This window comes from Delftia sp. S65 (assembly GCF_016516495.1).
Lineage (GTDB): Bacteria > Pseudomonadota > Gammaproteobacteria > Burkholderiales > Burkholderiaceae_C > Comamonas > Comamonas acidovorans.
In genome coordinates, this window is the sequence record NZ_JACVUR010000030.1 from 51,694 (window position 1) to 78,378 (window position 26,685).

A 26,685-nucleotide genomic window follows, 5' to 3' on the forward strand; every position below is an offset into this window, starting at 1 on the left:
CTGGACCCGCATGACACATCCTCTGAAATTTCCTTCTCGGCCCTGCGCCTTGCACCAGATTGCGGCGGCCGGCCTGCTGGGCCTGGCCGCCATTCCCCAGGCTGGTGCACAGCAGGCGACGGATGCCGCGGCCAGCCTGCAGCCCGTCGAGGTCAAGGGCCAGACCGCGCGTGGTGCCTCGGCCGCCTACACCACCACGGTGATCGAGGCAGAGGACATCACCAACGCCCATGCCAGCCATCCGCAGGAGCTGCTGCGCCAGGTGCCGGGCATGAATGTGCAGAACTACCAGCTGTCCGGCGTGGGTGACGCCATCGTCATGCGCGGCTTCGGCGGTGGCGGCCATGGCGGCGACGTGGGCGTGGTGCTGGACGGCATTCCCCTGAACGAGGCCATGTCGCATGCCGACGGCTATGTGGACCTGGGCGTGATCGTGCCGCTGGAGATGGAGCGCGTCAGCATCTACAAGGGTCCCGTGTCCGCGCTGTACGGCAACTTCAACCGCGCGGGGCTGATGGCGATAGAGACGCGCAAGCAGGGCAACTACGACGCCCAGGCCGAGTACCGCGAGGCCGATGTCAGCCTGGCCTCGCACGGCACGCTGGACGCTCAGGCGGCGCTGGGGCTGAAGCCGGGCGAGGGCGAGTTCCTGAACCTGGCGGCCCAGCACTACCGCACGGACGGTTTCCGCGCGCAGTCGCAAATGCAGCGCAGCACGGTATCCCTGCGCTGGAGCAAGCGGCTCTCGTCGCAGCTGGAAGTGGCGCTGTCGGCACGGTTGCACCACGGCGAGGGCGACTCGCCGTCGTACCTGACGGCGGGGCAGTTCGCGCGCGATCCGCAAGGCATGGACCCGCGCGCCATGAACGATGGCACGCGCAAGAACTTCGCCACGCTGCGGGCCGATGTGCAGTACGCGCTTTCGCCCCGGCTGACCTGGCTGGGCCATACCTACACCACGCAGCAAAGCTTCACGCGCTGGTTCACCCGGCCCATCGACGCACTGCAGTGGCGCCAGCGCGAGGAAAGCTATGACCGCGCCGTCTACGGCGCCGGCACCAGCCTCAATGGCCGGCATGTCACGGCGCTGACCCCGCTCAACTGGGTGGCCGGGCTGGAGGCCGTGCGCGAATCCACCGACTACCAGTTCTACGACGGCCTGCAGTGGCGCGAGCGCACGGGCGCAGCCATTGACGACCGCAATTCCAGGCTCAACACCCTCTCGGCCTTTGCCGAGGTGGATGCGCCCATCCACCGCCTGCTGCAGCTGTCCGCCGGCCTGCGCTGGGACCGCTTCACGGGCGGTTGCCGTCCCAATGGCCCCGAGACGGGCAGCGACCCCTGTGGCCCGCTGGCGCGCACGGCGCATGCCAGCCCCAAGCTGGGCCTGCGCTCGCAGGTGGCGCCGGGCGTGCTGCTGCGCGCCAGCTGGTCCGAAGGGTTTGCGCTGGCCAGCGATTTCGCCAAGTACGCGCTGGGCGCCGCGCGGCTCGATCCCAACATCTTTCGGCAGACCGAAGTGGGCGCGCAGATCAAACCCATGCCGGGCCTGGCGCTGGATGTGGCCGCCTATCGGCTGCAGTCCTCGGGCGAGATCCGCAACGTGGCGCCCGGCGTGTACGAGAACTTCGGCGCCACGCGCCGCACGGGCGTGGAGGCCAGCGCGCTGTGGGCGGTGCGCAAGAACCTGGACCTGCAACTGGCCTGGGGCAGCGCCCATTCGCGCGTGACCGAAAACGGCAACCCGGCCCTGGTCGGCAACCAGGTGGCCGGCGTGCCCCGGCAGACCGCCACCGTGGGCCTGGCCTGGCGCCCGCTGGCGCAGTGGGAGGGAACGCTCACCTGGCGCCGCGTGGGCCGCTATGCCGTCACGGCCGACAACAGCGTGTTCTACGGCGGCTACGCCACCTGGGACCTGGGCCTGAGCTGGCGCCTGCCTTCGGCGCGCAGCCGCATTTACGCCGTGGTCTCCAACCTGGGGGACAAGGCCTATGCCACGTCGGCCTCGGTCATCCGCGGCGTGCCGCTGTTCGCGCCCGGCGCGCCGCGCACGCTCAAGGTCGGCGTGCAGACACAGTTTTGAGGAGGAAAAAATGAAATCCAACCCCTGTTTCGCATCCGTTGCAACCGCCGCATTCGTGGTCCTGCTGGCCTGCGCACCGCTGGCCCAGGCCCACAACGTCTGGCTGGAGCCCGATGCCGACGGCGCCTACACCGTGCAGTTCGGCGGCCATGAGGGCCAGCTGGAGAACTTTGCGACCGGCAAGCTCAAGAGCGTTGAGGCCTATGACGCGCGCGGCCGCCGCATCAACGTGGCCGTGCAGCCCGTGCCCGGCGGTGCCCGCGCCACGCCGGCCCGCAAGGCCGCGCTGCTGGCCGCGCATTTCGACAACGGATTTTTCAGCCGCGTGGGCGAGGGGCCGATGGTTGAAAAGCCCATGACCGAGAACCCCGGCGCCACCAGCGGCGTGCATGCGCTCAAGTTCCACAAGACCATCGTCGAATGGGGCCCGGTCACCCGCGAGAAGCTGGGCCAGACCCTGGAGATCATCGCCAAGACCCGCCGCTCGCCCCACGCGGGCGAGCCCCAGCAATTCCAGGTGCTGCTGAACGGCCAGCCCCGGGCTGGCGTGCGCGTGTCGCTGGGAGAAAGCGGCCCGCCACTGGCAACCGATGCCGACGGCCTGGTGACCGTCACACCGCGTGCCGGCATGAACCAGCTGCTGGCCATCGTGCGCCTGCCTGTCTCCGGCGACGCGCGCACCACCAGCCTCAGCTACGAATACCTGCTGGGGTTCTCGGCGCATTGAAAGGGGATGGCGGCCCGGCCCGGCGTGGCCCGGCCTGGCGCGGCCCGGCGCTGTGGGGTCAGTCCAGCGCCAGGCGCCGGTCTGCGGCCAGCTTCTTCCACTTGGCGTTGTCCTGGGACATGAAGCGCTGGATCTCGGGCAGGGACATGGGCGTGGCCACGGCCCCGGCGGCCTGCAGCGTGGGGCGCAGCTCGGGCGACTGTATGGCCTGGTTGATCCAATGATTGAGCTGGGCCAGCCGCTCGGGGGCCGTGCCGGAGGGCACGGCCACGGCATACCACTGGGTGGCCTCGTAGCCGGGCACGCCAGCCTCGCGCATGGTCGGTACATCAGGCAGGCTGTCTATGCGCGTGGCGCTGGTCACGGCATAGGCCTTCAGCCGGCCCGACTGGATGTGCGGCAGCACGGGCGTCACGCCCAGCATGGCCAGGGGGATCTGCCCGCCCACCACATCGGTCACGGCCTGCCCGCCGCCCTTGTACGGCACATGCACCATGCTGGTGGCCGCCAGGGCGTTGAGCAGTTCGCCGGCCAGATGCTGGGAGGTGCCCGTGCCCGAACTGGCGTAGCTCCATTGGCCCGATTTGGCTTTCATGGCGGCTACCAGTTCGCCCAGGCTGCCGGCCGCGCCCGGGGCAGGGCCCACCAGCACCATGGCGCCCCGGGCCATCACGGCCACGGCGGTCAGCTCGCGGCCCACCTCGGGCTGGCGTGGGCCGGACAGCTGCGGTCCGGGCACGGAGACCAGGGTCAGGCCATCGGCAGGTGCCTTCGCTGCCGCCTGCAGGCTGATCGCGCCCGAGGCGCCCGGCCGGTTTTCCACCACCACGCTGACACCGGCCCTGGCCTCCAGTTGCCGGGCCACATGGCGGGTCAGCACGTCCAGGCTGCCGCCGGGCGCAAAGCCCACGATCCAGGTGATGGGCTTGCCCTGCGGGGCGTGCGCCGGGGAATCGGCCGCGCGGGCCGTGGGCATTGCAAGTGCCAGCAGGGCTGCGGCGGCCAGGGGGCGCAGTGCATGGCGGCGGGTGGTCAGCAGGCAGCCGCTGGCCTGCGGGGCGGGTAGGGGTGCGCAGGTCATTGGTCGGGGGCGCCGGGCGCGGTGTTGGGGTGTGCCTTGCAGCTTTCGTTGAAGCGCTGGACCATGGTCAGCATGGGGTTGAGCACCCAGGTGTTGAAGATCAGCACGTCATGCTCCTCCTTGGGATCGCGCACGATGTTGAACAGGTAGGGGGACTCCAGCTTGCCCTTGCTCTCGTTGACCTCGGGCTCCCAGTAGAAATGCAGCTTCCAGTCGCGCCACTTCGCGGCCCGCAGCTGGTCCTTGATGTAGAAGAGAAAGCCCTCGCGCGCGGACCGGGGCTCGCCCAGCAGGAAGGCCGTCTGGTCCAGGCCGTCGATGGGCCGGTCCTGTGGCACGGCAGCGCCCGCCACCGCCGCCAGGGTGGAGAAGATGTCGGTCACGTGCATGATTTCGTTGCTGGTGCGCCCGGCCTGGATGCGGCCCGGCCAGCGTGCGATGAAGGGCACGCGCAGGCTGCCCTCCATGGCCGTGTGGTAGGTGCCGCGCCAGGGGCCGGCCGTGCCGCGGTAGGGCTGGCGGAACTCGGGGCCGTTGTCGCTGCAGAAAATGAACAGGGTGTCCTCGCGCAGGCCGAGCCGGTCGATCTCGTCCGAGATCTGGCCCACGCGGTGGTCCATCTCCACCATGGAGTCGGCAAAGTCGCCCTGGCCGGTGTGGCCCGCGAAATCCGCATGCGGCAGCGTGGGAAAGTGCAGGTGCACCAGGGGCAGGTACAGGAAGAAGCGGCGGTCCCGGGCGTGGTTGCGGCGCATGAAGTCCAGCGAGCGCTCCACCAGCTCGGCATCGATGTTGCGCCGCGATTCCAGGTCATAGACCTTGACATCGTCCGAGGGCGCGCCCGCGCGGCCTTCCATGATGTGGGGCAGGGGCGCCACCTGGGGGTCGTAGCCCGTGGTCGCGGTGAACTGGCTTTCGTCCGTGGTGCGGGGAATGCCGTACCACTCGTCGAAACCCCGGTCCGAGGGATAACGGCCCGGAATGTCCCCCAGATGCCATTTGCCGAAATGCGCCGTGGCATATCCCTGGGCGGACAGCAGCTGGGCCAGCGTGGTCTCGCCGCGCGTCAGGCCCTGTGGCAGCCCGGCCGGCACCGATTGCAGGGCACCCGTGCGGATGGGGTGGCGCCCCGTTATCAGGGCCGAGCGCGTGGGCACGCAGTCGCTTTCCACGTTGAAGTTCTGCAGCAGCAGCCCCTCGGAGGCCAGCTGGTCGATGCGCGGAGTGGGCGCGCCGCGGAGCGCACCGCCGCCGTAGCAGCCCAGCTCGCCCCAGCCCAGGTTGTCCGCGACGATGAGCACGATGTTTGGTGGGTTCATGATGTGGCTCAAAAAGTTTCCATGCCAAAACTCTAGCCACAAGCCCTGTCTTGGTGATAACCAAACAAGCGAAAATCGATGCACACCTGGAATGGCTTTGCTCGACAAGGTAGCAAGCTTTCTCGTTTTTCTTCGTTGACAAGGGATGGCATGACGGGATTTGCCTATAACGAGCTGGCCTGCTTTCTGGCCGTGGCCGAGCATGGCCATTTCGGGCGTGCGGCCGCTGCCCTGCAACTGACCCAGCCGGCCGTCTCCAAGATCGTGCGCCGCGTGGAGCAGGGCGTGGGAGCGGCCCTGTTCACGCGCGGAACGCATGGCGTGGCGCTGACCAGCAGCGGCCAGCTATTCATGGAGCCCGCACGCCAACTGGTGCTGCGGCATGAGGAGACGATGCGCGCCGCCAGCGACATCCAGGCCCAGCATGTGGGCCTGATCCGCCTGGGCTTCACGCAGGCCACCTCGGAAAGCCGCGCCACCCGCGCCGTGGCCGAGCTGCTGCGCCGCCGCCCCGGCCTGCGCGTGCGGCTGACCGTGGGCAAGTCCGACGACCTGGAGCGCGCGCTGCTCGACGGCAGCCTGGACCTGGCCGTGGTGCCGTCCTACCCGGGCCATGCCACGCGCTGCGCCCAGGTGGTCATCGGCGAGGACGAGCTATGGGCCGCCGCACGGCCGCGCCACCCGCTGTTCCAGCTGGCGCTGGAGCAGGGCCTGAGGTTCGGGCATTTGCAGGGCTACTCCTGGGCCTTGCCGGCACCGGGCGCCGCCGTGCGCAAGGTGGTGGATGAGGCCTTCGCGGCCCAGGGCCTGGGCGCGCCCACCGTGGCCCTGGAGATCCAGCACAACACCGAGGCCACCATCGACATCGTGGGCCAGACCGACCTGCTGTGCTACGTGCCCAGCCATGTGCTGCGCAGCAATCCAGAGCGCCTGCAGTCCCTGCCCATCCCCGAGCTGCGCACGCGCCGCAGCTGGCTTCTCATCAGCCACCCCAAGGCCCATTGGTCGCCGCTGATGTCCGCGCTGCGGGACCTGACGCTGGGGTAGCGGCCCGTTAAGCAGGGCCGGTGCAGGCCGGCCTCAAGTGTTCAAGGTGTCTTGCGCTCAGGCGGACACGGGGGTGGAACTGCCTCCCAGGTGCCGGGCCGGCCGGTGCGTGTAGCGGTCCAGGGCCAGGCCGTCGGTGCTGATTTCCGGGCTGCGGCCGGTGATCAGGTCGGCGATCAGCCGGCCCGAGCCGCAGGCCATGGTCCAGCCCAGCGTACCGTGGCCGGTGTTCAGGAACAGGTTGGCATAGCGCGTGGCGCCGATGATGGGCGTGCCGTCCGGCGTCATGGGCCGCAGCCCGGTCCAGAAGCTGGCGCGCTCCACATCGCCGCCCGGGAACAGGTCGTTGACCACCAGCTCCAGCGTGGCGCGGCGGCGCGGGTCCAGGCGCAGGTCGAAGCCGCCCAGCTCGGCCATGCCGCCCACGCGGATGCGGTCGTCAAAGCGGGTGACGGCAATCTTGTAGGTCTCGTCCAGCACGGTGGACTGCGGCGCCAGCGCCGGGTTGCCCAGCGGCACGGTGAGCGAATAGCCCTTGACGGGGTAGACGGGCAGGTCCAGCCCCAGCGGCTCCAGCGCCTGGCGCGAGTAGCTGCCGAAGGCCATCACATAGCGGTCGGCGGTCAGCAGCTCGCCATTCACGCGCACGCCGGCAATGCGGCCGCCTTCGACCACCAGGCCATCCACGTTCTGGTTGAAGCGCAACTCCACGCCCAGGCCGGTGGCGATGCGGGCCAGCTCGTTGGTGAAGCGGTGGCAGTCGCCGGTCTCGTCCTTGGGCAGGCGCAGGCCGCCGGTCAGCCGGTCGCGCGCCTGGGCCAGCGCGGGCTCCACCTGGGCGAGCTGGTCGCGGTCCAGCAGTTCGTAGGGCACGGCGCAGTCGCGCAGCACGGCCACGTCACGCTCCACGGCGTCCAGCTGGGCTTGGGTGCGGAACAGTTGCAAGGTGCCGCCGGTGCGCTGCTCGTAGGCGATGCCGGTGTCGGCGCGCAACTGCTGCAGGCAGCTGCGGCTGTACTCGGCCACGCGCATCATGCGTTCCTTGTTGACGGCGTAGCGCTGGGCAGAGCAGTTGCGCAGCATCTGCGCCATCCAGCGCAGCTGGAACAGGCTGCCGTCCAGGCGCACGGCCAGCGGCGCGTGTTCCTGCAGCATCCACTTCAGGGCCTTGAGCGGAATGCCGGGCGCCGCCCAGGGCGTGGAGTAGCCGGGCGAGACTTGGCCTGCGTTGGCAAAGCTGGTTTCGGACGCGGGCGCATCCTGCCGGTCCAGCACCGTGACCTCGGCACCGGCCCGCGCCAGGTAGTACGCACTGGTCACGCCGATGACACCGCCGCCAAGAACAAGGACTTTCATACGATTCACCGCCAGGTCAACAAGATGAAATCAAAGTCTATTGACGATGAGGCAGTGGAAACCACTGAAATATTGCTACTCTCCAGTGATTGATAAGCCCCGGGAATCGCCGCCATGGCCGCCAAAAGTGAAAACCGCGTGCTCGACCGCACCGATCGCAAGATCCTCGACATCCTGCAGCGGGATGGCCGCATCTCCATGACCGATCTCGCCGAGCAGGTCAGCCTCTCGGCCACGCCCTGCTCGGAGCGCGTGCGCCGCCTGGAGCGCGATGGCGTGATCACGGGCTACCACGCCCACCTCTCGCCCGAGGCGCTGGGCAAGACGCTGCTGGTGTTCGTGGAGATCAAGCTCTCGTCCAAGTCGGGCGAGGTCTTCGACAAGGTGCGCCAGGAACTGCTGCACGTGCCCGACGTGCTGGAGTGCTTCCTGGTCTCGGGCAGCTTCGACTACCTGGTCAAGGCCCGCCTGGGCGGCATGCGCGAGTACCGCCGCCTGCTGGGCGACATCCTCAAGAAACTGCCCGTGCCGGCTGAGTCGCACAGCTATGTGGTGATGGAAGAGGTCAAGGAGACGCTGGCGCTGCCTGTGGATCGGTGAGGGAGCCGTCCTCGGCGTTCCAGGTTCGCATCTACCGCCATTCATCACTGTCATTTACTATTTGAAACTTTTGTCACAATATATTCGATTCAAATTGGGTATTGTGCATTCCAATCAAGAAAGATATTGGGCGGCAGATGGGTTGTTATGCAGTTCCGCATTCATCGGCGCTCTCCGTTGAAAAGTAGGCAGGACGACAACTTGGAGTTCCATTCCAATGGCGGGATTGCAAATATTTGTCATTGGATGGTGGCTGTAGGGGATTGGTGATTTTTAAAGTTCAATACCAGTGATACCTTGATAGCGCAAATCTATCTATCACTGGGAGTTCTATGAAAAATCACGCCCTCATGGCTGCCTTGATGGCCGGCGCAGCACTCTCGGCCTGCCCCCTCGCCAGCGCGCAAGTGACCCGTTACTACGGGGAGATGAGAACCTCCTACTCGGATTTCCAGGATCGCACGGCTTGTCCCCTGGGGTCTCACGGCTCATGCCAGGATTTTCCGAGGACCGCCCGTCTGGCCGGCTGGTTTGAAACGGCCGCACCCTTGCAGCCCAATCTGGACGAGAGCGAAATAAGGGCGCTGGTGACTTCCTATAGTTTCTCGGACGGATTGAATACCTACAGCAGTTCCGATCCGGATGTGCGCGCATTCATTTTCAGGGTTTCCACGGACAGTGGGTCCAATATCGTGAGAAACAGAATCCACCTTCAACGCTGGTTGACGGGAAACAATCCGCACCGCTCCATCAATCAAATTGGCCCGGGTGGATCTACCAATGATGTGGATATGCTGAGCCGGTTTGAAATGGCCACGGAACAGGTGGGTGCCATAAACAACGCGATGTGCGCTTCCTTGTTCTCGGAAACATCCCAGCAGGTCAGTTATTCGGGGGAAAGCGACACCTGCTTGGGGACCTACGAGATACCCGGCAACGGCGTGTCCGTTGCGTGGACCGGGGCGCCCGTGCAAAACCAGAACGTCATGTCCTGGCACAGGGAGGCCGTGCATCCTGCCCTGTCGTTGACCCACAGCATCTCGCCCGCAGGCCAGGTGCAGGCGGGGCAGGAGGTGCGCTACACCATCACCGTCAGGAATACGGGGACCGTGCCCGCCACCCAGGCGCAGATTGCCGACAGCCTGCCTGCCGGCCTGGAGCGCGCCACCTGGACCTGTACGCCCGGCGCCAGCACGCCATGTCCCGTGGCGTCAGGCTCCGGATCGCTGGCGGTCACGGTGCCCGTGTTCGCGGCAGGAGATTCGCTGGTTTTCACCGTGATGGCCAGCGTGTCCAACCCGGCGCCCGCAACCATTACCAATGTGGCCACCGTGGATGCCGGGGACCCGTCGGTGCAGTGCATGCAAGCAGGGCAGGTCGTGGGAACGGTGCCGTGCATGGCTTCCGCGTCCATCAATACGGTGGCGGCTCCCCCCGGCGGTGGCCAGGTGACCCCCGTGCCGACGCTGCAGCACACAGCCCTTGCGGTCCTGAGCCTGCTGGCTGCAGCCATCGGATGGATGGGGCTGGGGCAGCGCCAGCGGGTCGGCGCGGGCCGCTGACGCGGCCAGGACGCGCCGGCCCGGGCTCAGTCGATCAACCGCCCGTCCGCATCCCAGAACGGGTGTGGCCCGTCGAATTGCCCGCTGGCCACGGCATGGCTGACCAGTCGGCCGCCGTGCGGCAGGGCGTGCAGCATGAAGCCCGGCGGCTCCAGCGTCCAGGCCGATGCGGCATCGGGTGCCAGGTCCAGGCAGACCTGGTGGGCGGGCGCGGGCGAGGTCATGGCCACCGTGCCGCCGAAGGCGACCTGGATGCTGCGGTGCAGGTGGCCGCAGATGACGCGCTGCACGTTGGGGTGGCGGCGCACAAGGTCTTCCAGCGCCTGGGCGCCTTGCAGCAGGCCGATCTTGTCCATGTGGCCTATCAGGGTCTCGAAGGGCGGGTGGTGCATGGCGATCACCACGGGGCGGCCTTCGCTGGCGGCCAGCTGCAGCTCCAGCCATTGCAGGCGTTCCTCGCACAGCGCGCCCTCGCTGTGGCCCGGCACCACGGTGTCCAGCGCGATCAGCCGCAGCGCGCCAATGTCCACGGCGTACTGGATGAAGCCTTCGCTGCGCAGCCAGGGATGCTCGGGAAAGGCGGTGCGCAGCGCGTCGCGGTCATCGTGGTTGCCGGGCAGCAGGTAGATGGGAAGCGTGCCCAGCGGCGCCAGCAGGCTGCGCAGGTGGGCATATTCGGCGGGCCGGCCGAAGTCGGTCAGGTCGCCGGTGATCACGACGGCGTGCGGCTGCTGCGGCAGGGCGAGCACGCTTTGCACCGTGCGCTCCAGGTATTGGGCGGTATCGATGCGGCGGTAGGTCAGGCGGCCGGGTTCGCGGATGTGCAGGTCGGTGAGCTGGGCCAGGAAGGTGGTCATGGAAGTGCGGGAAGTGCGATGGCTTTCAGGCGTGGGCATGGTTGGGCATCCATTGGTGGGGGGCGATGCGCAAGGCCACGCGGTCGCCCGATTGCGCGGCGTGGTCGCGGGCCACGTCGGCCATCAGCGGCGTGTGGCCCGCCAGCTCCAGCGTGAGCTGCAGGCGATCGCCCAGAAAGACGCGGCGCGCCACCGATGCCGGCACGGCGCCCGGCGTGCCGGCGGCGCAGACCTCGATGTCTTCAGGGCGCAGCAGCAGCCGGGCCGCGCCCGTGCATTCGGCCGGGCAGGCCAGCTCCATCCCGGCCAGCGCCAGCCGGTTGCTGCGCGCATCTTCTTCGCTGCGTTCGACCTGGTTCACGCGCCCCAGGAAGGTGGCGACAAAGGGATGGGCCGGTCGGCGGTACAGGCTCTCACCGTCGCCCACCTGCAGGATGCGGCCTGCCTGCATGACGGCCATGCGGTCGGCAATGGCCATGGCCTCCTGCTGGTCGTGCGTGACATGGACGGCGGTGATGCGCAGCTGGCGCAGCAGCTGGGCCAGCTCGTCGCGCAGGGTTTCCTTGAGCTTGGCGTCCAGCGCGGTCAGCGGCTCGTCCAGCAGCAGCACGCGCGGGCGCGATGCCACGGCGCGGGCCAGGGCCACGCGCTGGCGCTGGCCGCCGGACAGTTCGGCCGGGCGCTTGTGCTCCAGGCCGTTCAGGCGCACCAGATCCACCAGTTCGCCCACCACGCGGCGCTGCTCCTGCTCGGACACGCCGCGTATGCGCAGGCCGTAGGCTATGTTGGCCTGCACGCTCATCTGCGGGAACAGCGCGTAGTGCTGGAACACCATGCCTACCTGGCGCTTTTCTATGGGCACGCGGGTGACGTCGGTGTCGCCGAAGGCGATGCGGCTGCCCGCATCCGGCGTCTCCAGCCCCGCGATGATGCGCAGCAGCGTGGTCTTGCCGCAGCCCGAGGGGCCGAGCAGGGCCAGCACCTCGCCGGGCTCCACGCGCAGGTCGGTGGCCTGCAGGCCGCGCGTTCCGTCGGCATAGGTCTTGGCGCATTGCCGGATGTCGATGGCGACGCTGTTACTTTCCATAATGCTTCTCGATGAAATGCCCCAGCGCCTGCAGCAGCCACATCACGGGCAGGATGACGATGAGGAAGATGAGGGTGTAGGCCGAGCCCACCTCGATGCGCATGGACGCATAGCTGTCGGCCAGGCCCACGGGCAGGGTGCGCGTCAGCGGCGTGTGCAGCATCCAGGTCAGGTTGAACTCGCCCATGGACAGGGTGAACACCATCAGGCAGGCGGCCACGATGGCGGGCAGCACGGCAGGCACCAGCACGCCCAGGAAGCGCTGCGCGAACGAGGCGCCCAGGCTGCGCGCAGCCTCCTCCAGCGCCACCAGCTCCTGGCGGCGCAGCGCCGAGCCCACCATGCGCACCATGAAGGGCAGGGTGAACACCACATGGCCCACCAGGATGAAGGCAAAGCTCTGGCGGAAGGCGGCCACGCTGCCATAGGCCAGCAGCAGGGCCAGGGCGCTGGCCAGGCCCGGAATGGCCACGGGCAGGGTCAGCAGCTCCTCGAAATGCCGGGCCCAGGGCGAGCGGCTGCGCGCCAGCGCATAGGCGCAGGGCACGCCCAGCACCAAGGTCATGGCCACGCAGGCGCAGGCCAGCAGCAGCGACATCAGCACGGTATTGCCGTAGCCGGCCCAGACCTCGGCCAGCCAGCGGGTGGTCAAGCCGCTGGCCAGGCCCTGGCCGTAGTTCTGCACCAGCCCGGCCAGCACCGACAGCAGCATGGGCGCCAGCATGAACAGGGTGACGGTGGCCGTCACCAGCCACATCAGCGGCGGCATTTTTGGCCGCCGGGCCGCCCCAAGGCAAAAAGCGGCCCCTTCGGGGGGCAGCGGACCTTGCGCTGCAAGGGCAGCGTGGGGGCTATTTTTTTGTGTGGTCCGCATGGTCAGACTCCTGTGGCGGCGGGACCCGCCCAGCGCCGCGACAGCCACAGCACCAGCCAGGTGATCAGCCCCAGGCTGATCGACAGGCTGGCGGCCAGGGCGAAGTTGGCGTAGTTGGTGAACTCGTTGTAGATGGTGATGGGCAGCACCTCGAACTTGCTCGACAGCGTGAAGGCCGTGCCGAAGGCTCCCACCGACGTGGCGAACACGATGGCGCCGCAGGCCAGCGTGGTGGGCAGCAGCTGCGGCCACCACACATCGCGCGCCACGCGCCAGCCATTGCCGCCCAGCGAGCGCGCGGCCTCTTCCAGGTGCGGGTCCAGCGCCTCGGCCGCTGCCGTGTAGGAGGCAATGGCACGCGGCAGCGAGAAATACAGGTAGCCCAGGAACAGGCCCAGCAGCCCGTAGGCGAAGGTGATCCGCTCGCCGCCCAGGGCCACCGACAGATCGGCCAGCGCGCCCTGGCGCCCGCCCAGCAGGATGATGAAAAAGCCGATGATCACGCCCGGAAACGACAGCGGCAGCGTCAGCAGCGACAGCAGCAGGCCGCGCCCCGTGAAGCGCTGGCGTGCCAGCGCAATGCCCATCACCGCGCCGATCAACAGCGTGGCCAGGGTCACGGCCAGCGACAGGGCCAGCGTCTGCAGCAGGCTTTGCAGGTACAGCGCGTCGGTCAGCGTGGCGAAGTAGGTGCGCCAGCCTTCACGCGCCGGCAGCGCCAGCAGCAGGCCGGCCGGCAGCAGCCAGAACGCGGCGAAGAAGGCCACGGCCGGCGCGCTGCAGGCCAGCAGCAGCGCGCGGGCGCGCCAGTCGCCTGGCGCTTGGGAGGGAATGCCCACGATGCAGTCCGCCCGGCTCAACGCACTTCACGCAGGTAGCGCGTGGAGAAGCCCTTTTGCACATCCGCCATCTTCTGGTAGTCCACCGAGGTGGCGCGTGCGTACTCGCTGGCGGGCAGGAAATGGCCGGCCACCTCCTTGGGCAGGGCCACGTCGCGCACGGGGCGCAGGTAGGCGTTGGCCCAGATGGACTGGCCCTTGTCGGACAGCACATAGTCCAGCACCTTCTTGCCGTTGTCCGTGTGCGGCGCCTTGTTCACCAGGCTCATCACATAGGGCATGACCACGGTGCCTTCCTTGGGGATCACGAAGTCCACGTCGGCCTTGTCCTTGTAGCGGGCGCGGTAGGCGTTGAAGTCGTAGTCCAGCAGGATGCCGATCTCGCCCGACAGCAGGCGCGCATACGAGGTCTGCTTGGGCACGATGGGCTCGTTCTTCTGCAGCTTCTTGAAGTAGTCGATGGCGGGCTGGAAGTTGTCCAGCGTGCCGCCCATGGCCTGGTTCACGGCCACGGCGCCCACATAGCCCACGAAGGCCGAGGCCGGGTCCAGGTAGCCGACCAGGCCCTTGTACTCGGGCTTGAGCAGGTCTGCCCAGGACTGCGGCACGGGCTTGCCGCCCAGCGCCGCCTTGTTGACCATGAAGCCCAGCGTGCCCGAGTGGATGGTCACCCACTCGCCCTTGGGGTCCTTGAGGCCGGCGGGAATCTGCTCCCAGTTGGCGGGCTTGTAGGCGGCGACCACGCCGTCTTTCTGCGCCTGGATGGCGAAGGTCACGCCCAGGTAGGTCACATCGGCCACGGGGCTGGCCTTCTCGGCCACCAGCTGGGCCAGCGACTGGCCGGAGTTCTTGTTGTCGGGCGGCACGGTGATGCCGGTATCGGCCTTGATGGCCTTGATCTGCGTGCCCCAGTCGGCCCATTCGGGCGGGCAGTTGTAGCAGATGGCGCTCTGGGCCAGCGCCGTGCCGCAGACGGCGGTGGTGGCGGCCAGCAGGGCAAGGCGCTTGATGGAGGGCTTGAAGGAGAGCTTGAAGGGAAGGGCAGTCAGTTTCATGGTGCGTACTCGAAGAGGTGGGGGAGCGTGGGGAAGGGAAGGGCGCGGCCTTGGCTTGCGCGGGCCGCTGTTGTTGGTTTCAGAGCCGGCAGGACTCGCCGCTGCGCCAGCCATGCGGCAGGCACAGGCTGTCCTGCGCGGCCAGGGTTTTCTTGCCCGCCAGCGCATCGCACAGCAGGCGCACGCAGGCCGAGCCGATCTCGTGGTTGGGCTGGGAAATCGAGGCCAGCGAAGGCGTGAGATCGCCGGCCATGGCAATCCCGTCAAAGCCGACCACGCTCAGGTCCGCAGGCACGCGGAACCCGGCCAGCGATGCCGCGCGGATGGTGCGTATCGCCAGCAGATCGTTGCTGCAGACAATGGCCGTGGGCGGGGCCTGCTCGGCCAGGTGCTGCTGCAGCATCTGCACGGCGGTGGCGGCAAAGGGCACCTCCCAGACCGGCAGCGGCGACAGGCCTGCGGCCTGCATGCCCAGCGCATAGCCACGGCAGCGCTGCTGGGCGCGGTCGGACGCCTGCAACTGGCCCGTGACCATGCCGATGCGGCTGTGGCCTGCCGCAGCCAGGCGCAGCACCAGCTCCCTGACGGCGCCCGTGTTGTCCACGCCCACGCAGGCATGCTCATGGGTGTGGTGATAGGCCAGCACATAGGGCTTGCCAGCCTGGCGCACACGCGCCAGCGCCGCCGAATCGCCAGGATTGGAGACCACCAGCACCAGCGCATCTACCCCGCTGGCCAGCAGCCGCGTGGTGGCCGCGTCTTCACCGGCGTGGTCGTATTCGGTGGTGCACGGCGAAATCGCATAGCCGCGCAGCGCCGCCTGCGAGGCAATGCCCTGCAGGCACTCGGCAAACACCGGATTGGTGAGCGTGGGCAGCACCACGCCCAGCACCTTGCTGCTGCGCGTGCGCAGCGTGCGTGCACTGGCATTGGCCACATAGCCCACTTCCTGCGCCACGCGCAGCACCGTGCTGCGCGTTTGCGCATTGACCACCTCCGGCGAATTGAAAACCCGCGAAACAGTGGCGACGGACAGTCCCGCGCGGCGTGCAACCTCGGTGATGCTCATGGATGTAAACGATTTCTTGAAAACGTTTACATTGCACCCTCTGCGCGTGACGGTGCGGTGACGGAGATTTGAAGCTTTTGTGGCAGCCAGGCGTCTGGCGGCTGAGGCCCTGGCCTTGGCCTTGGCCGCTTTCCAGGCTTGCTTCAATGCACCTTGCTGGCGCTGCAGCGAGGTTGTCCTTGCAGGGGCCAAAAGAGAACCATGGGCTTCGCCATTCCGAGATGGGCTTTGCAAAGTAAGCTGCGATCAGGCCCAGCGTGCGTGGTCAGTAGCCACTGGAACAAGAGCGCAGCACTTCTGTTGGCACGCGATCCCTTCACTCCCTTGAGATGCATATGCGACCTCCTGAAAAGCTGTTGACCGATCTGTACTGGTCCTTCCAGGCGACCCTGCCTGGCAACGCACAGTTGATGGAAGTTGCGCTGCGCGAGTATCACGAAGACGTTGGATGCGACTTCAATGAAAAGGCGTTGCTGGCCCGCTTGCCGATTTCCAGCCTGAACATCATCTTCAAGTACGACCAACGAGGGATCACCGGTGAGTGGCTGAAGATCTCCGAAGTAGTGCAGATACGCCGCACAGCGGCGCCTACGCCATCAGAGCTGCTCCATGAACTGCATTTCGCGGTGGAAGACCGCCTGGCCGACCAGGATCACCATTTCTTTGAGGGTCTGTGGCTGTGCGATCCGAAAGGCGCCGATGGTTTGCCGGTCTATGAGCTTTGTCTTGGCAGTTGAGTTGCCCCGCTGCGCGTAGCGGCTGCCCGTGCGAACAAGCCCGGAGCCTACAGCTCCCCCTCAGGGCCAGGCATACGATTTGCAGCGATCGGAAACCGCATGCCGCCAGCGTGCGGGCGTCCGTCGCAAGAATCACAACTCCAAGCTTCCTATGTCTTCATTCGATACCCAACTGCTGCTCATCGCGCTGGCCAGCGTGCTGGTCCTCGTCGCGCTGATCGTCTCGCGCATCCGTCTTCATCCCTTGCTGGCCCTGCTGGTGGTTTCCATCGGCGTGGGCTTTGCCACGGGCATGGCGCCGGGCGAGATCGTCAAGAACCTCACCAACGGGGCCGGCAAGACACTGGGCGCGGTGGGCGTGGTGATTGCCCTGGGCGCCATGCTGGGCAAGATCCTGGCGGACTCCGGCACCACCGAGCGGCTGGCCAGTGCCATCCTGCAGCGCACGTCCGAGCGCATGATTCCCTGGGCCATGACCCTGGTGGCCTTCGTGATCGGCATTCCCATGTTCTTCGAGGTGGGGCTGGTGGTCATGCTGCCGCTGATCTTCAGCGTGGCGCGCAAGCTGGAAAGCAATGAGCGCTTCAAGGGATCGGCCTATGTCTATGTGGGTGTGCCCGTGATCGCCGCGCTGGCCGCCATGCACGGCATGGTGCCGCCGCACCCGGGCCCGCTCACCGCCATCGCCACACTGCACACCACGGTCGGCCCGACCATGCTGTACGGCTTTCTGGCCGTGATTCCCGCGATGGTGCTGGGTGGCCCGCTGTACGGCGCCTTCATCACGCCGCGCATGAGCACGCGCCCCGATGCAGCCCTGCTGGAGCAGTTCACATCAGGCAAGAAGGAAGGCGGGGAGGGCAGTGCGCCCAGCATCGGCATGGGCGTGCTGTGCGCCTTGCTGCCCGCGCTGCTGATGCTGGTGCATGCGCTGGCCGAGGTGCTTCTGCCCAAGGATTCGGGCCTGCTGCATGCGGCGGCCTTCCTGGGCAATCCGCTGGTGGCCATGCTGCTGGGCGTGGTGTTTGCCTCCATCACCCTGGGCTATCTGCGCGGCGCCGATGCCGAGAAGCTGCGCGACGCGCTGGGCCAGAGCCTCAAGCCCATCGCCGGCATCATGCTCATCATTGCGGGCGGCGGTGCCTTCCAGCAGATCCTGACCAGCGCCAAGGTGGGCGATGCCATCGTCCACATGACCCAGCAGTTCGCCCTGCCTCCGCTGGTGCTGGGCTGGATGATCGCCATGCTGCTGTCGGTGTCCACCGGCTCGGCCACCGTGGGCATCGTGGGCGCGGCGGGCCTGCTGGCGCCGCTGGCGGCCTCCGATCCTTCGCTAAACGTGCCGCTGCTGGCGCTGGCCATTGGCTGCGGCTCGCTGTTCTTCAACTACGCCAACCACGCGGGCTTCTGGATGGTGAAGGAGTCGTTCGGCATGAGCATGGGCGAGGCCACCAAGACGATTACCGTGGTCCAGTCCATCGTGTCCTTTGTGGGCCTGCTGATGGTGTTGCTGTTCAATCTGCTGCCCAAGCTGGGATAGGTGAAAGGCATGAGTGAAAGGCATGAGGCGGGCCGCCGGCGGCCGCTTCGATGCCGCGGCAACCACCAAGAGAGGGCACTACTTCCGGTTCGACTGCGAATTGCCCCAGTCGCGACAGGGAAAATGCCGCCCCGTACAGGTGCGGTACCCGGCGCCGCTTCAACGCGCGGCCGGCAATTCACCTATACTGATGGAGGTGCTGTCCTTGTTGTTCGCCTCCTCAGTGCCCGTCTGACACCTTCGCGGTCTCCGGGCTGCCGTTAGCCGCCCACTGTCACAAAATCTGTGACGAGGTCCGCAACTGTCACTCTCAACGGCGAGCACCACGCGAATCCAACCCACCTCCCGGGTCCGCACTCTCCCTGCCACCTGCAGGGTCCTCTTTTTCCCTTTTTCGATGCTCCGCTGCCTGCGTGCAGCGGTCATCCTGCGCTGGCCCAAGGCCGCAGCATGGTGCTGCACCAGCAACTTGCGGCGACGCAACCCTTTCAACATGTACTCACAGGAGTCCCATTGGCTAAAGAAGAACTGATCGAAATGCAAGGCCGGGTAGACGAAGTGCTGCCTGATTCCCGCTTCCGCGTAACGCTGGAAAACGGCCACCAGCTCATCGCCTATACCGGCGGAAAAATGCGCAAGCACCGCATCCGCGTGCTGGCCGGCGACAAGGTGACACTTGAAATGTCGCCCTATGACCTGAACAAGGGTCGCCTCACGTTCCGCCACATCGAGCAACGCTCCGGCGCACCGGGCCCGCGTCCTCCGCAGCGCCGCTGAAGCCCGCCGGCCCGCTTCTGTTGCAGAGCGGGCACTCGGGGCGCAGGCAGGACCGGGCTCTGTGCCTGGTTGCCTGATCGGCAGCCCCAGTCAGCTTTCCAAGCAGCCCCGACGGCCCGACCGCCTGGAGGGCACCAGACGGATCAGGCGAGTCCGTCTGCTTATTTGGACATGGCGTCCTTGCCCATGGAATCCTTCTTCATTCCATCCTTGGACATGCCGTCCTTGTGCATGCCATCTTTGTGCATGCCGTCCTTGGACATCGAGTCCTTCTTCATCCCGTCCTTGGACATGGAGTCTTTCTTCATGCCGTCCTTGGCCATGGAGTCCTTCTTCATTCCATCCTTGGACATCGAATCCTTGGACATGGCTCCGTTGGACATGCCGTCCTTCGCCATCTCATCCGCAGCGAATGCCGTGGTGGCACCGGCCAGGGCGAGGCAGGTGGCGAGCAGGGTGGTGGTGAGCTTGGTCATTTGAGTCTTCCTTTGGATTAGCGGTTTGCGGGATTGCAAATCGGCCGGCTTTGGATGGGCCCGGCCTCGCACCTTCGTTGGCGGCCCAGCGGCTTGGAAGGCCGCTCAACTGCCTCCGAACCAGTTGTAGCCCTGGTCTTCCCAGTAGCCGCCGGAGTAGGTGTTGGTGACGAACATGGCCTGGATGTGCTTCGGGTTCTTGTAGCCCAGCTTGGTGGGCATGCGCAGCTTCATCGGAAAGCCATATTTGGGCGGCAGGGGCTGCCCGTCGTAAGTCAATGCCATCAGCGTCTGCGGATGCAGGGCCGTGGCCATGTCGATGCTGGTGAAGTAGTCGTCCACGCACTTGAAGCCGACGTACTTGGCGCTGGTGTCGGCGCCTATGTGGCGCAGGAAATCGGCAAAGCGCACGCCGCCCCAGCGGCCTATGGCGCTCCAGCCTTCCACGCAGATATGGCGCGTGATCTGTTCGTCCTGCGGCATGGCGCGCAGCTCGGCCAGGGTCCAGGCATGGCGGTCGGCGACCATGCCGGTCACCTCCAGGCGCCAGCTGGCCCCGTCCACCTCGCGCACCTCGTCCTCGCCGTAGTAGGCATTGAAGGGGAAGGGGCGCGTGATCTCGGCTGCTGAATAGGTGGGCGCCAGCCGCGTGGGGCTGAAGAGCAGGCCCTGCACGCGGTCGTTGAAGCGCGATACCTGGCTGAGCGCGGCCTCGACGTGGCTGTCATCGCTGATGCTGCAGCCCGTGAGCAGGGACAGGCCGCCCAGCGTCAGCGAGCGTTGCAAAAAGGCGCGGCGTGCGGGCTGGTCCAGCTTGCGGGCGATCAGCGAGCGTGCCTCGCGCACCACGGCCTCGCCATCGACGCCGGGCAGGGAAGGGGCTTTGAAGATTTTCATGGGGACTTGGGCGCACGGCCGTGGATCATGGTCAGGAAGGTCCGGGGCACCAGGGCGACCATTGCCAGGTGCACGACCACGAAGGCCACCAGCGCGGACATGCCGAAGAAGTGCACGCGCCGTGCGGACTCATAGCCGCCCAGCAACTCGCGCAGCAGTGGGAACTGCACCGACTTCCACAGCACCAGGCCCGACAGCACGATCACCACTAGGTCCAGCACCACGAACAGGTAGGCCAGCTTTTGCACATGGTTGTAGCGGGCCGGGTCGGCATGCGACAGCCGGCCCTTGAGGGCGGCCACCAGGTCCTGCCGCACGCCCCGCACGCTGACGGGAAAGAACTTGCGCAGCCACCGGCCGCTGGCGATGTTGAGCAGCAGGTACAGCAATCCGTTGAACACCAGCAGCCACATGGCCGCGAAATGCCATTGCAGCGCCCCGCCCAGCCAGCCGCCCAGAGTGATCGAGCCCGGAAAGCTGAAATCAAAGAACGGCGCCGCGTTGTAGATGCGCCAGCCGCTGGTCACCAGGATGACCACGGCCAGCGCATTGAGCCAATGCGTGAGGCGCAGCCACAGCGGGTGGATGCGCTGGCCATCCTGGGGCTGTGCCGGTTGGGGGGTGATAAGGGCGGTGTTCATGGGTCCCATTGTTGGAGGGACCCTGTAGCGGATGTATCACGCAAACTTCAATTAATTGTGATATTTATCAGGCCTCTTGTGTAAGATAATCAGTGAATTTGTGGAAATTCAAGTAAAATTCGGCCGATATTCAAGATGCAAAAATTTGGATATTTATTTTCCATATACCTCGATTTCTGAATAAGCCAGCCACGATGAATAATTATTTGCCTCAATCATTACGTATCTATAATTTCCTGAAATGGGGATGTAATATGGAATCAGGTCATACTGATCGTGGATTGTTTTGTAAGCTATAGGGTTGGGTGAAACAGAAGGGGATCCTGGTCCGGTTGTATTGAGGCTGTTTCCTCCATGAACTGCAAAATCAATTCTTCCGCCATCCGATGATGAGCGGATCATGAGTCGGATGCCTGCAAGATTTCTAGAGGATCCCAAATCCAGCACCACACTTCCCCAGTTTCTTCCAGCACTCCAATTTATATTGTCAAAGAACCTTCCATCCGTAAGGCGAGACAAATTGCTGGTGCTCGTGTTTGAGTATATTCCGGAGACAGGAAGCACTTCGGGGATATTTTGTTGCCATGGAGGTGTATATTTCACCAGCTTTATGGGGAGGTTGGAGTCTGATGCTCCTTCATATTTTCCTGTAAAAACCAAGTTGTTTCGAATGTAGGCTTCCCTTTCAATCGGTCTGGTGTATTTTCCTCCGTATCTTCCGGCAATTGCCGAGACTATGGGGGCCGCAAATGAAGTTCCAGATAATGAGAAGAGAGTTCCGTCAATTAATGTCGAAGTGATGTCTCCGCCTGGAGCCCATGCTTCAACACATGGTCCATAGCTAGAGGCCTTTATCTCATCCCATGGGTAAGGATATTGTTTGGTCTGATATCGTTCACCAAAGCGGTTTGTGCCTCCGATTACCATTATTCCGTCAAATGGATCATGGTTGTATCCATAGTTGAAAGCGGCCAGACATGCGTTTTGATCGTGATTGCCTGCTGACTGTGTAATGAAGAGTCTTGAAGATGCTCTTCTTAGTGCTCTTCCTACGATGGAGTTGCTATTCATAAAATTATCTTCGGCATTTATTGCTCTAAGATTCATGGATAGATTGAGGGTGGAAAATTCTCCTCGTTGCTCGGCCAAAGAGGCTGCTCTATGTATTCGCTCAGGCATGGAGACAAGAACGTCTACAGGATCCAATTTCATTCCGAAATGAATAATGGGTTGGTCTGGGTTGATGCCTTTTATTTTTGCGTTATTTGCTCTGCCTCCGACCAGGGAGAGGATGTACGAAGCATGACTGCTGTTGTCTGATCCTGTAGATTCCGAGTGAATTAGATTTATTTCGCTGCCAAGCGGATTGTTGTAGTATGGTGAATCTATTATGTAGTAGACATTGTTGGTTGATAATGCATCATTCGCGTTGACTGCCTGCTTTCCCCAGGGGGTTATCTCCCCTGCTGAATTGATGTCGTAGTAGTTGGATAGCTGCAGTTCCAAATTATGATTTTGTACAAGGTCAACAGATATGGCATATCCGGAATTTCTTATGAGCTGCGCATCATCTTTGGTGAGATTTGCATAGAATGCTGGGATTAATGCGGCTTTATTTTTGAAGTTGATGGAAGATGATTTTTTGAAGACTGAAGAATTTTTCACTGAAAGAATATCGAATATTTGTAACTTTGTTTTTTCGATACCGATTGATGGTTCTTCTTTTTCTTCCTCGGGATTTTTGTTAATTAGAAAAATGTTGTTGTTCTGGAGGAGGGTATTGGGTGCGAAGCTGTTGAATCCTGCCGCAATTGCTTCCTCTTCATGCGCTTGAATCACAAATGGATTTAAATGGATTAAATGTAATTTCTCAACGTCTTGAGCATGTACTGGATTTGCAAGCGAAAAGATAAATGCAGAAAAGATTGATGATTGCATTTTTAGATTCATAAATACCTCGATTTGTGGTTGCGGAAAGTTTTTGGGAATAATTGGGGATTAATAAATGCGTTGATATTTAATAGAGATTATGCAATCTGCATTTGGAGATTTTTTGAGAAAAAACTCTTCAGAAGAAAGTGTTTTTGGCGAAGTGTTATTTTTTGCTCTACGAGCCAATGCCAACTGTTTGGTGGGCTCATGCACATGCTATTGACTATTGCTATCGGATGCAAGAAAAATTCGCTAAAGAATGGTTTGTATGCTTGCGATTTTTGATGGCTATTGGGTGCAATACTCTTTGCATTGACGTTGCGATACACCTCTTTTGTTGAACATCTCTGATTGACTCGTAGCATGCAGATCCTGCACGGATGATGACTGGAGTCTTGGTGGCTTCACAAATCTGCATTACAGAGATGGATAAGGGCTTGCTCGCTGAATAGCAGCTACGACGCGCGCCCCGGGAGATAGTCCACCAGAGTGTGTGCCCCAGGCTATAGCTGGCTGTTGTCCCTGAAGCAGATGGCGAACTGGCGCCAGGGAGCGGTGAGCGGTATCGTGTGCACGCCGCTCTGGCTGGAATCGGCTTGCCCAGACTACCGCCCATGCCCTCGCGCGTATCGGCCTGGAGCGTCTACGACGTGTTCACCCTGGCCGGTGGCGAGCAGCTGTTCATCGGCGCCGTCAGCGACAAGCAGTTCGCCACCCTGTGCCGCGTGCTGGACCGCGCCGACCTGCTGCAGCGCCCCGAATACGCCGACAACGCCGCCCGCGTGGCCGTGCGCCCCCAACTGCTGGCCGAGCTGGGCGCCATCCTGGCCAGCCATGAATCGGCCCGGCTCGCGCCGCAGCTGGAGGCCGCAGGCATTCCCTACGCGCCCATCACTCGGCCCGAGCAACTGGTGGACGACCCGCACCTGCGCCAAAGCGGCGGCCTGGCTTCCATGCAGACCGAAGACGGCGGCCAGACCGACGTGGTGCTGCTGCCCCTGCTCATGAACGGCCACCGCCCCGGCGTGCGCATGCCGCTGGCCGGAATTGGCGAGCACACCGAAGAAATCCTCGGAGCCCTTGCATCACGGACCTGACAGCCATCCCCGGGCGCCGAAGGCCGCAGAAAAACCACCCCGGCGCGCATGAGACAACACAAAAAGGAGACAACCCCATGCACTCGTCCCATCCCTTCCGCCGCCGCACCCTGCTGGCCCTGGCCGGCGCATCGCTGGGGGCCGCTGCCCTGGGCGTGCGCGCCCAAAATGGCACGCCGCTGCGCGTCATCCTGCCCGTGGGGGCAGGCTCGGGCGCCGACACCATCGTGCGCTCGGCCCAGACGGCGCTGGTGCGCTCGCTGGGCGGCCAGCCCGTGGTCATAGAGAACCTGCCGGGCGCGGGCGGCATCACGGGAACGCAGATGCTGGTCAAGGCGCCGGCCGATGGCAACACCATCGCCTTCATCTCCAACAACCACGCCGTCAACCCCAGCGTCTTCAAGAAGCTGCCCTACGACAGCCTGGCCGACATCACGCCGCTGTCCATCGTCGGCGGCTCTCCCTTCGTGCTGGTCGTCCACCCCAAGGTGGCGGCGCGCAATGCGCGCGAACTGCAGGCGCTCATGAAGGCGCGGCCCGGCGACCTCAACTACGCCTCGTCCGGCAACGGCACCATCTTCCACCTCGCGGCCGAAGTCTTTCTGGACGCGGCCGGCACCACGGCACGCCACATTCCCTACAAGGGCGTGGGCCAGATGGTGGTGGACCTGCTCAGCGGGCAGGTGGACTTCGGCGTGATCGCCGTGGGCACGGCGCAGGCGCACCTCAAATCCGGCGCGCTGCGTGCCATCGGAATCATGGGCCGCGAGCGCGTGGCATCGCTGCCCGATGTGCCCACCGTGGCAGAGCAGGGCTTTCCCGGCGTGGACATCGCCGGCTGGGTGGCCGCCATAGGCCCCAAGGGCATGCCGCCCGCCCAGGTGCGCCGCCTGCACGACGGCATCGCCTCTGCCTTTGCCGACCCCGAGGTCAAGGCCGGCTTTGCACGGCGCGACGAATACACCGTGCTCAACAGCCCCGAGGCGGCAGCCCAGTTCCTGCGCTCCGAGCAGGAACGCTTTGCGCGCCTGGTCAAGAAAGCCAATGTCGTGTTGGAGTAAGTCCGGATGGCCCTCATTTGGTCGTCTGTATCCTGCGGGCGTAGTTTCTGAATGCGCTGCTGTCTTGCGCGCAAGGCCCCACGGCCGCGCAGGCAGTCTTCAGATGGGTGTGAAAAGGTCCGGGTCGTACCGCTTTGCCGACATGCCCGAGGCATGGTCGATTCATGGGCATCGTTGACATGTACTGGCAGGGTGGATATCTTTGATATATCCAAAGGAGTTGAATATGCCGACCCGCACAAACGCCAACCAGATTGCCTTCCGCTACCGCGCAGTGGACAGCGCCACCGGCGTCACGCGAGAAACCGCCAAGCGTCTGGCCGAGCATCTTGGTGTTGATGAAACGCAGGCGATACACCGTGCGCTGCATGAGCTTGCCGTACGCATGCTGCCGCAGTACGAGGCGGATGACGGCCCCTTGACGGCAGCCCAGGTCAGGCAAATCAAGAAAAAAGTGCCGCAAGGTGAGCAACGCTCGGTGAAGTCGAGCTTGTTCGACTTGGAGACGCTGTGACCGCACCTTGGTGGGATGAGCCCACGGCGGGCGACATCGTCTGGTGCTATTTCCCGCAAGACATCAGTCCCGGACCCAAGCCTCGGCCCGCGCTGATCCTGGTGGTCTTCGATGACGATGCTCCGCAGTTCACGGTGCGAGTCGCCTACGGCACCAGCCAGCGCACTACCACGCTGTACCAGGGCGAGTTCGCCATCCTGCGCGAGCGCAATCCCGTGGCCTATGCGGCTGCCGGGTTGAGCTATGACACGAAATTCAATCTCAAGCAGGCCCTGGATCTGCCGTATACGGCAGAGTGGTTTGCAGTGCCGCCTGCAGCTCCCCATGGACAGACGCCCAAGTTGGGAGTCCTGCATCCTTCCCTTGTGCGCGCTGTGCAGGCCGCTTATCAGGCAGTGTCCAAATAAGCAGGGTTCTGCCACGGCCGCCAGCTATGCGGACGGTGCGATGTTCTTTCGCCAGAAGCTGCAACGCATTGACTGAGTCCTTGCACCCCTGGACCAGCGCACTGCCCATGCCTGCCACCGCGCCGAAGGCATTCCCCCTGCCGCCCGCGCTGGTCGGCAAGTTGCAGGCGCTGGCGCGGCTCAGCGGGGTGGCGCTGGCGTTGTGAGCGACGGATCTGCAGCCGGTTGGCCGGACGACATCACCGCCTCCAGCCCGCTTCTCGGGAAGACCGGGCTGTAGTTCACCTGGATCTCGGAGAGCCTGTCATTCACCCGCGTCGTCATGAAATAGCGCGGCATGCCGAATCCCACTTTCATCACCAGACCGCGAAGCTCGGAGAGGGCGCCGACCTTCACATCAGGATCGACCAGTACGGCAATGCGTGCCGTGCTTTTGGCATCGGGGGCTGCGGTCAGCTTCCTGGAGAGTGTGTTTCTCAACTGAGCCGGACTGACCCGCTGGCCATCCAGGCTGTACGGGCGATCATTGCCGCTTGCCGCATGCATTTCGATCACGGTCAGATCTGCAGCAAGAGCGGGTGGGCCGAGCAGGGCGGCCAGCAGCAGGAATCTTATTGGTTTCATGGTTCTGTTGTGCGATGCAGAGCTTGTTGCCTCACTCGCTCTGTGAGCTTGTACCAGCTCGTCCCCACTTCTCCCAATTTCCCCCCAGATTGGTCGCAAGAATTCCTGTGCAACTCCAGGAAAAGACCATGATTGTTTTCTCGCAAACCAACGCTTCACGCATTCGCCCGGCCCTGGTGCTGGCTGTGGCGGCCTTCGCGGCGGCCTGCAGCCATGCGCAGGGCCACGGGGGACACGGCAATCCGCCGTCGCCGCCGCCCGAGGCCTATACGGCCTGCCAGGGCAAGGCCGAGGGCGACAGCGTGACGCTGACCATGCCCGATGGCAAGACGCTGGCCGGCACCTGCCGCAGCCTGAATGGGCAGCTGGTGGCCATGCCGGCCGGCGGGCCCCGCGCCGGCGGGCCCCCCCCCCCACCCCCGCCGG

General features: G+C 64.5%; 27 protein-coding genes and 1 pseudogene. 14 read left to right on the plus strand and 14 right to left on the minus strand.

Translation table 11 applies throughout. The features are described from left to right. Positions 1-49 precede the first annotated feature (49 nt). Positions 50-2,083, plus strand: a complete 2,034-nt coding sequence (locus tag IAE24_RS21095; protein WP_233626246.1) for a TonB-dependent receptor — start codon at positions 50-52, stop codon at positions 2,081-2,083. A 10-nt stretch (positions 2,084-2,093) separates the two neighbouring features. Then, complete coding sequence (locus tag IAE24_RS21100) at positions 2,094-2,810, plus strand: DUF4198 domain-containing protein (protein ID WP_199961104.1); 717 nt, start codon at positions 2,094-2,096, stop codon at positions 2,808-2,810. A gap of 58 nt (positions 2,811-2,868) precedes the next feature. Here the strand turns inward: IAE24_RS21100 and IAE24_RS21105 are convergent, their stop codons facing one another. Further along, entirely contained in the window at positions 2,869-3,891 is a 1,023-nt protein-coding gene (locus tag IAE24_RS21105) for a tripartite tricarboxylate transporter substrate binding protein (RefSeq protein ID WP_199961103.1), read from the minus strand. Beyond that, entirely contained in the window at positions 3,888-5,210 is a 1,323-nt protein-coding gene (locus IAE24_RS21110; RefSeq protein WP_199961102.1) for an arylsulfatase, read from the minus strand. The genes IAE24_RS21105 and IAE24_RS21110 overlap by 4 nt, the downstream gene beginning before the upstream one ends. A gap of 150 nt (positions 5,211-5,360) precedes the next feature. Here IAE24_RS21110 and IAE24_RS21115 point away from each other — a divergent pair, with 150 nt between their 5' ends. Beyond that, the gene (locus IAE24_RS21115; RefSeq protein WP_013802902.1) at positions 5,361-6,257 is read left to right on the plus strand and encodes a LysR family transcriptional regulator; all 897 of its coding nucleotides are present in this window, start codon (positions 5,361-5,363) and stop codon (positions 6,255-6,257) included. A 57-nt stretch (positions 6,258-6,314) separates the two neighbouring features. Here the strand turns inward: IAE24_RS21115 and IAE24_RS21120 are convergent, their stop codons facing one another. Then, complete coding sequence (locus tag IAE24_RS21120) at positions 6,315-7,613, minus strand: D-amino acid dehydrogenase (RefSeq protein WP_199961101.1); 1,299 nt, start codon at positions 7,611-7,613, stop codon at positions 6,315-6,317. A 114-nt stretch (positions 7,614-7,727) separates the two neighbouring features. On the opposite strand from IAE24_RS21120, the gene IAE24_RS21125 reads away from it, so the two are divergent. Continuing rightward, entirely contained in the window at positions 7,728-8,213 is a 486-nt protein-coding gene (locus tag IAE24_RS21125) for a winged helix-turn-helix transcriptional regulator (protein ID WP_013802900.1), read from the plus strand. A 332-nt stretch (positions 8,214-8,545) separates the two neighbouring features. Continuing rightward, entirely contained in the window at positions 8,546-9,775 is a 1,230-nt protein-coding gene (locus tag IAE24_RS21130; protein WP_199961100.1) for a DUF11 domain-containing protein, read from the plus strand. Positions 9,776-9,801: 26 nt separating this feature from the next. Here the strand turns inward: IAE24_RS21130 and IAE24_RS21135 are convergent, their stop codons facing one another. From IAE24_RS21135 to IAE24_RS21160, 6 genes are all read right to left on the minus strand, one after another. Next, a complete protein-coding gene (locus tag IAE24_RS21135) occupies positions 9,802-10,671 on the minus strand; it encodes a phosphodiesterase (protein ID WP_199961099.1) in 870 nt (289 codons plus the stop codon). Then, positions 10,658-11,719 carry an ABC transporter ATP-binding protein gene (locus IAE24_RS21140; RefSeq protein ID WP_199961098.1) on the minus strand — a complete coding sequence of 354 codons (1,062 nt, stop codon included), beginning with the start codon at positions 11,717-11,719 and terminating at the stop codon, positions 10,658-10,660. The genes IAE24_RS21135 and IAE24_RS21140 overlap by 14 nt, the downstream gene beginning before the upstream one ends. After that, positions 11,709-12,476: an ABC transporter permease gene (locus IAE24_RS21145; RefSeq protein ID WP_199961134.1), complete on the minus strand. Its 768-nt coding sequence runs from the start codon at positions 12,474-12,476 to the stop codon at positions 11,709-11,711. The genes IAE24_RS21140 and IAE24_RS21145 overlap by 11 nt, the downstream gene beginning before the upstream one ends. A gap of 119 nt (positions 12,477-12,595) precedes the next feature. Continuing rightward, positions 12,596-13,453 (minus strand): ABC transporter permease, encoded by an 858-nt coding sequence (locus tag IAE24_RS21150; protein WP_199961097.1) that lies wholly within the window; start codon positions 13,451-13,453, stop codon positions 12,596-12,598. Continuing rightward, entirely contained in the window at positions 13,450-14,487 is a 1,038-nt protein-coding gene (locus tag IAE24_RS21155; RefSeq protein ID WP_199961096.1) for an ABC transporter substrate-binding protein, read from the minus strand. Before IAE24_RS21155 ends, IAE24_RS21150 begins: the two co-directional genes overlap by 4 nt. A 79-nt stretch (positions 14,488-14,566) precedes the next feature. Further along, positions 14,567-15,556: a LacI family DNA-binding transcriptional regulator gene (locus IAE24_RS21160; RefSeq protein WP_199961095.1), complete on the minus strand. Its 990-nt coding sequence runs from the start codon at positions 15,554-15,556 to the stop codon at positions 14,567-14,569. Positions 15,557-15,891: 335 nt separating this feature from the next. On the opposite strand from IAE24_RS21160, the gene IAE24_RS21165 reads away from it, so the two are divergent. The 3 genes from IAE24_RS21165 to infA all read left to right on the plus strand — a co-directional run bounded on the left by IAE24_RS21165 (position 15,892) and on the right by infA (position 18,610). Then, a complete protein-coding gene (locus IAE24_RS21165; protein WP_099733975.1) occupies positions 15,892-16,293 on the plus strand; it encodes a hypothetical protein in 402 nt (133 codons plus the stop codon). 151 nt (positions 16,294-16,444) lie between these two features. After that, a complete protein-coding gene (locus IAE24_RS21170; RefSeq protein ID WP_016453662.1) occupies positions 16,445-17,833 on the plus strand; it encodes a GntP family permease in 1,389 nt (462 codons plus the stop codon). Positions 17,834-18,346: 513 nt separating this feature from the next. Then, positions 18,347-18,610, plus strand: a complete 264-nt coding sequence (infA, locus tag IAE24_RS21175) for a translation initiation factor IF-1 (RefSeq protein ID WP_012204971.1) — start codon at positions 18,347-18,349, stop codon at positions 18,608-18,610. A 161-nt stretch (positions 18,611-18,771) separates the two neighbouring features. Here the strand turns inward: infA and IAE24_RS21180 are convergent, their stop codons facing one another. From IAE24_RS21180 to IAE24_RS21195, 4 genes are all read right to left on the minus strand, one after another. Continuing rightward, positions 18,772-19,086 carry a pentapeptide MXKDX repeat protein gene (locus IAE24_RS21180; protein WP_012204972.1) on the minus strand — a complete coding sequence of 105 codons (315 nt, stop codon included), beginning with the start codon at positions 19,084-19,086 and terminating at the stop codon, positions 18,772-18,774. Between the two features lie 105 nt (positions 19,087-19,191). Beyond that, positions 19,192-19,983: a molybdopterin-dependent oxidoreductase gene (locus tag IAE24_RS21185; protein ID WP_180317364.1), complete on the minus strand. Its 792-nt coding sequence runs from the start codon at positions 19,981-19,983 to the stop codon at positions 19,192-19,194. Next, the gene (locus tag IAE24_RS21190; protein ID WP_442778746.1) at positions 19,980-20,633 is read right to left on the minus strand and encodes a cytochrome b/b6 domain-containing protein; all 654 of its coding nucleotides are present in this window, start codon (positions 20,631-20,633) and stop codon (positions 19,980-19,982) included. Before IAE24_RS21190 ends, IAE24_RS21185 begins: the two co-directional genes overlap by 4 nt. Before the next feature lie 144 nt (positions 20,634-20,777). Next, positions 20,778-22,562 carry a S8/S53 family peptidase gene (locus IAE24_RS21195; RefSeq protein ID WP_199961093.1) on the minus strand — a complete coding sequence of 595 codons (1,785 nt, stop codon included), beginning with the start codon at positions 22,560-22,562 and terminating at the stop codon, positions 20,778-20,780. A gap of 602 nt (positions 22,563-23,164) precedes the next feature. On the opposite strand from IAE24_RS21195, the pseudogene IAE24_RS21200 reads away from it, so the two are divergent. The 5 genes and pseudogenes from IAE24_RS21200 to IAE24_RS21220 form a co-directional block, all read left to right on the plus strand. Continuing rightward, positions 23,165-23,653: pseudogene (locus IAE24_RS21200) on the plus strand (CoA transferase); the annotation flags it as partial. Positions 23,654-23,730: 77 nt separating this feature from the next. Beyond that, complete coding sequence (locus IAE24_RS21205; protein WP_199961092.1) at positions 23,731-24,714, plus strand: tripartite tricarboxylate transporter substrate binding protein; 984 nt, start codon at positions 23,731-23,733, stop codon at positions 24,712-24,714. Between the two features lie 226 nt (positions 24,715-24,940). Next, a complete protein-coding gene (locus tag IAE24_RS21210) occupies positions 24,941-25,228 on the plus strand; it encodes a hypothetical protein (protein WP_016453658.1) in 288 nt (95 codons plus the stop codon). Beyond that, complete coding sequence (locus IAE24_RS21215; RefSeq protein WP_199961091.1) at positions 25,225-25,635, plus strand: hypothetical protein; 411 nt, start codon at positions 25,225-25,227, stop codon at positions 25,633-25,635. Before IAE24_RS21210 ends, IAE24_RS21215 begins: the two co-directional genes overlap by 4 nt. 68 nt (positions 25,636-25,703) lie before the next feature. Next, positions 25,704-25,841, plus strand: a complete 138-nt coding sequence (locus IAE24_RS21220; protein WP_199961090.1) for a hypothetical protein — start codon at positions 25,704-25,706, stop codon at positions 25,839-25,841. Here the strand turns inward: IAE24_RS21220 and IAE24_RS21225 are convergent. Further along, the gene (locus IAE24_RS21225; RefSeq protein ID WP_199961089.1) at positions 25,816-26,259 is read right to left on the minus strand and encodes a hypothetical protein; all 444 of its coding nucleotides are present in this window, start codon (positions 26,257-26,259) and stop codon (positions 25,816-25,818) included. The genes IAE24_RS21220 and IAE24_RS21225 overlap by 26 nt on opposite strands. Positions 26,260-26,387: 128 nt before the next feature. Between IAE24_RS21225 and IAE24_RS21230 the strand changes: the two genes are divergently transcribed. Beyond that, on the plus strand, positions 26,388-26,685 hold a 298-nt coding region (locus IAE24_RS21230), incomplete at its 3' end, for a hypothetical protein (protein WP_200016385.1).

Excerpts from the sequence above, each read along its gene's own strand:
- IAE24_RS21100 (WP_199961104.1), top strand. The coding sequence starts at position 2,094 with ATGAAATCCAACCCCTGTTTCGCATCCGTTGCAACCGCCGCATTCGTG.
- IAE24_RS21105 (WP_199961103.1), bottom strand. The coding sequence starts at position 3,891 with ATGACCTGCGCACCCCTACCCGCCCCGCAGGCCAGCGGCTGCCTGCTG.
- IAE24_RS21110 (WP_199961102.1), bottom strand. The coding sequence starts at position 5,210 with ATGAACCCACCAAACATCGTGCTCATCGTCGCGGACAACCTGGGCTGG.
- IAE24_RS21115 (WP_013802902.1), top strand. The coding sequence starts at position 5,361 with ATGACGGGATTTGCCTATAACGAGCTGGCCTGCTTTCTGGCCGTGGCC.
- IAE24_RS21120 (WP_199961101.1), bottom strand. The coding sequence starts at position 7,613 with ATGAAAGTCCTTGTTCTTGGCGGCGGTGTCATCGGCGTGACCAGTGCG.
- IAE24_RS21125 (WP_013802900.1), top strand. The coding sequence starts at position 7,728 with ATGGCCGCCAAAAGTGAAAACCGCGTGCTCGACCGCACCGATCGCAAG.
- IAE24_RS21130 (WP_199961100.1), top strand. The coding sequence starts at position 8,546 with ATGAAAAATCACGCCCTCATGGCTGCCTTGATGGCCGGCGCAGCACTC.
- IAE24_RS21135 (WP_199961099.1), bottom strand. The coding sequence starts at position 10,671 with ATGCCCACGCCTGAAAGCCATCGCACTTCCCGCACTTCCATGACCACC.
- IAE24_RS21140 (WP_199961098.1), bottom strand. The coding sequence starts at position 11,719 with ATGGAAAGTAACAGCGTCGCCATCGACATCCGGCAATGCGCCAAGACC.
- IAE24_RS21145 (WP_199961134.1), bottom strand. The coding sequence starts at position 12,476 with ATGTGGCTGGTGACGGCCACCGTCACCCTGTTCATGCTGGCGCCCATG.
- IAE24_RS21155 (WP_199961096.1), bottom strand. The coding sequence starts at position 14,487 with ATGAAACTGACTGCCCTTCCCTTCAAGCTCTCCTTCAAGCCCTCCATC.
- IAE24_RS21160 (WP_199961095.1), bottom strand. The coding sequence starts at position 15,556 with ATGAGCATCACCGAGGTTGCACGCCGCGCGGGACTGTCCGTCGCCACT.
- IAE24_RS21165 (WP_099733975.1), top strand. The coding sequence starts at position 15,892 with ATGCGACCTCCTGAAAAGCTGTTGACCGATCTGTACTGGTCCTTCCAG.
- IAE24_RS21170 (WP_016453662.1), top strand. The coding sequence starts at position 16,445 with ATGTCTTCATTCGATACCCAACTGCTGCTCATCGCGCTGGCCAGCGTG.
- IAE24_RS21180 (WP_012204972.1), bottom strand. The coding sequence starts at position 19,086 with ATGACCAAGCTCACCACCACCCTGCTCGCCACCTGCCTCGCCCTGGCC.
- IAE24_RS21185 (WP_180317364.1), bottom strand. The coding sequence starts at position 19,983 with ATGAAAATCTTCAAAGCCCCTTCCCTGCCCGGCGTCGATGGCGAGGCC.
- IAE24_RS21190 (WP_442778746.1), bottom strand. The coding sequence starts at position 20,633 with ATGGGACCCATGAACACCGCCCTTATCACCCCCCAACCGGCACAGCCC.
- IAE24_RS21195 (WP_199961093.1), bottom strand. The coding sequence starts at position 22,562 with ATGCAATCATCAATCTTTTCTGCATTTATCTTTTCGCTTGCAAATCCA.
- IAE24_RS21205 (WP_199961092.1), top strand. The coding sequence starts at position 23,731 with ATGCACTCGTCCCATCCCTTCCGCCGCCGCACCCTGCTGGCCCTGGCC.
- IAE24_RS21210 (WP_016453658.1), top strand. The coding sequence starts at position 24,941 with ATGCCGACCCGCACAAACGCCAACCAGATTGCCTTCCGCTACCGCGCA.
- IAE24_RS21225 (WP_199961089.1), bottom strand. The coding sequence starts at position 26,259 with ATGAAACCAATAAGATTCCTGCTGCTGGCCGCCCTGCTCGGCCCACCC.